Source organism: Methanobrevibacter sp. (assembly GCF_045541095.1).
Lineage (GTDB): Archaea > Methanobacteriota > Methanobacteria > Methanobacteriales > Methanobacteriaceae > Methanocatella.
The window spans coordinates 1-3,001 of the sequence record NZ_JAZQIJ010000080.1 but is presented as its reverse complement, the minus strand read 5'-3'; the positions used below and the strand labels follow the sequence as shown (position 1 = coordinate 3,001).

Annotated in this window: 1 protein-coding gene; it reads right to left on the bottom strand. The window is 34.7% G+C overall.

The window, feature by feature from the left end; genetic code table 11:
- Positions 1 to 3,001 (bottom strand): C1 family peptidase (locus tag ACKI2P_RS03570; protein ID WP_407375083.1); only part of this gene is annotated, 3,001 nt, incomplete at both ends.

Sequence of the window (3,001 nt, the reverse complement as noted above, 5' to 3'; positions counted from 1 at the left end):
CTTGGCAGTCTTTTTAACAGTGACTTTACTTGCAGTCAATACCTGTTTTACTGTAACTGTATTCTTATAGCTTTTGCCATTGAATATAGTTGTCATTGTGTACTTTTTAGGAACATCAGTTATCTTGATTTTTGCAATTCCCTTTTCATCCGTTTTAACAGATGAGGTTTTGCCGTTAATTACAAATATAACTGACTCTCCACTTAGTGCCACTTTACCATCGCTGGAAACCACTTTTACAGTAAAATAAGATCCACCATCATAATCTACCTTAATGTTTTTGTTTTCTGTAATCATACAGTCATGCGGATCCAACATTACAGTGGCATTGTTTTGATATGTCTGATTGCCATAAACGGTTGTAATGACGTAAGTTCCCGGAACCTCATTAATTTCCAATTTTGCAATACCATCATTGTCAGTTGTTGCATTGATTGTCTTTCCATTGACTGTAAACACAACAAATGCCCCTGCAATGGCATGACCATCATCAGTTGCAACCCTCACAGTGAAGAAAGATTCATCACCATAATTCACTGACAGGTCTTTATTGTCAATTATTCTGGAATCATCAGCCACAGTATAGACCTTCAGACAAACTGTCTTGTTTTCTAAAGTGATATCCCTCCATACGTTGCCGTCTGCACTTACAAATGACATTCCAGGAATATAATGATTTCTTGAGTATGCTTCATAAGGAAGATTATTATTTTTAAATACAACTTTAAACTTGTCTGATTTTTTAATAGGAACATAACTGCTTAAGACAATTGTTCTGTATCCTGCAAACTCGCTTATGCCACTTTGTGAGTGTATCAACTTATTGTTCACGTAAATGTCAAAGGAATAATCGATGCCTGACTGGTTGAAGTATGTTCCAACACCTGCAATCAAATCATCATATTCTGCAGTGAATTCATTGGAATATTGAGTGTAATTGCCGTCAAAATCATATAAACCAGATAAATCAGTCTGATAATTGACATGATAATCAATTGCATTAGTGAAAATGCAGGCTGTGAAAGGATAAATAATGCCAGTATCTGAGTCATTTGTGAATAATGATTTTTCATAGTATGATAAGTAGAAATATCCTTCATCTCCCCATTCACTTCCCCAGCTGTTTTTAACAATCCATGCACCATCCCCCGGAGGGGTAATTAGGAAGTTATCCGCAGAGTAGTTATCATCCCATCCGATGATGGCAACTCCATGGGTTGGCGCAAGTGATTCATTAGTATACTGTGCGGAAGTATTTTCATTGAAATATGGTTCCTCCTCACTGCATGCATAAACAATTGAAACTGCACCATAATTTAAAATTGCTTTTTTAACGTCCACTATATAATCGGCTGAATTCGGCATTATGAAGTAAGCATCCTGAAGACGTATCTTATTCACACTATCAACAAAACGTGATAATTTTCCAATCTCATCATATTCATCATCTTTTTCACCAACACTCAGCCAGCTGACCACATTAGCCAAAGCCATATAATAAAGGCCTCCTTCATCATTGTACAAATCTCCAAAATCTGAATATCTTATTTGGAGATTTTGCATATAATTTTCGGAAATATCATATCTGATGCCTGTTGCTTTTAAAAGAGCAGTTTCCAATGTTTCTCCAAAAGAAAATGCCCAGCATGAGCCCATTCTGCCCTGATTTTTAACAGGAGTAATCCATCCCCAATCACGTAAATCAAACCTAGAAGGAAGACTGGTAACATTGATTGTATTGTTGATTAATGTCAGATTCAATCCAGAACATGCAAAAGATAGGGGAGCATAAAATGACTGATTGGTGATTACGCTGTCATTATTATACTCATTACTGTTGAGATTACACTGGTTTTTGTCAAAATCTGTGAAAATCGCATTTGTATTGTTTGCAAACAGACAGTTGGTGATATTATACCATGAATCACAGGAATATACTGCATTTCCCAGAAATGCAGAGTTATTTATGAATTCTGATTTGGTTAATGTCATATTGCTCATATCACAATATACTGCACCTCCACAACTGGTGGAATCCTCATCAAATAATTCATTTGAATCAAAAATAGAATTATCAATTGTACTATTGGTAAATGAGATATAAACTGCGCCTCCAACATGAGCTTTATTGTTTGTGAAGTTGGAACTGTTCAAGATTAAATTACCTCCCAATTGAATATATGCTCCACCAATCATAGATGAAGCATTGTTAAACACACAATCAACTAGGGTTGCATTGCATGATTCAATTCCATAATCCACATGTATGGCGCCTGCATTTTTAAATGATTTGGTGTTTACAAATTTACAGCCTTTTATATAAGAGTTACTTGACCCTCTTATGGCAATTGCTCCTGCAGATTTCTCAGCTGTAAGATTAACAAATCTGGAATTTGTAATTGAAATTTCACAATATTCCGAATACAGTGCTGAGGCATAAACAGAGGATATGTTTATGAAATCTGAATTATCTATATTAACTGTGGAACTAAAAGCAAAAATTTGACCATATTTACATGACTTGTTTGAAGTGACAGATGAGTTGCAGATATTTAATACGGCATTACTTGAATATATTGATTCATCAGCAGAATTGTCAATAAAACGAGAATTAATACAATTAAGTACATTATCATAATATTTAATTGCTCCACCATAATGAGCATTATTGCTAATGAAAGTTGTGTTATTTAATGTCAATAGTCCATCAGCCCATATTGCTCCACCAGAATAGGCATTATTGCTTATAAAAGTTACATTGTTCAATGTAATCTGTCCGGTTGAATATATTGCACCCCCATTAGTGGCATTACCATTGATGAAAACAAGATTTTTTATTGTCACATTGTTTCCAGTAATGTTGAATATTCCGGATTGTCTGTTTCCATCGAGAATATGATTGTTCCCGTTTATTGTGAAATTGCTTTTCTCAATTATGACTGGACCATCATCACTTTGGTTGTTGAATCGGTAGTCATATTCTACTTCAAATGTATTTTCT